Source organism: Agrobacterium sp. M50-1, from assembly GCF_049843495.1.
Taxonomy (GTDB): domain Bacteria; phylum Pseudomonadota; class Alphaproteobacteria; order Rhizobiales; family Rhizobiaceae; genus Agrobacterium; species Agrobacterium radiobacter.
The window spans coordinates 1-511 of record NZ_JBBHZH010000024.1; the positions used below are offsets into that span (position 1 = coordinate 1).

The 511-nt window shown below is 59.1% G+C and carries 1 protein-coding gene; it reads left to right on the plus strand.

Going from position 1 to position 511, the window contains the following annotated elements; genetic code table 11:
- Positions 1-511 (plus strand): carbohydrate ABC transporter permease (locus WDZ78_RS23300; protein ID WP_425674409.1); only part of this gene is annotated, 511 nt, incomplete at both ends.

Here is a 511-nt window from a genome sequence, read left to right on the forward strand (position 1 = left end):
TTTGCTCGACAATGACATTTTCGGCCAGGGCATCGTGCGCATCATGATCATCTCGCCGTTCTTCGTCATGCCGCCGGTGGCCGCGCTGGTATGGAAGAACATGATCATGCATCCCGGTTACGGCGTGCTTGCCGATCTCTCGCGCTTCTTCGGCCTGCAGCCGGTCGACTGGTTCGCGCAGTTTCCGCTGCTCTCCATCATCATCATCGTCGCCTGGCAATGGCTGCCATTTGCCACGTTGATCCTCTTGACCGCCCTGCAGTCGCTCGACGGCGAGCAGAAGGAAGCGGCCGAGATGGATGGCGCCAACTTTATCAACCGCTTCGTCTATCTGACGCTGCCGCATCTGTCGCGCGCCATCACCGTCGTCATTTTGATCCAGACGATCTTCCTGCTCGGCGTTTATGCGGAAATCCTCGTCACCACCAATGGCGGCCCGGGTTATGCCTCGACCAACCTTGCCTTCCTCATCTATCGCACGGCGCTTCTGGGTTATGACGTCGGCGGCGCT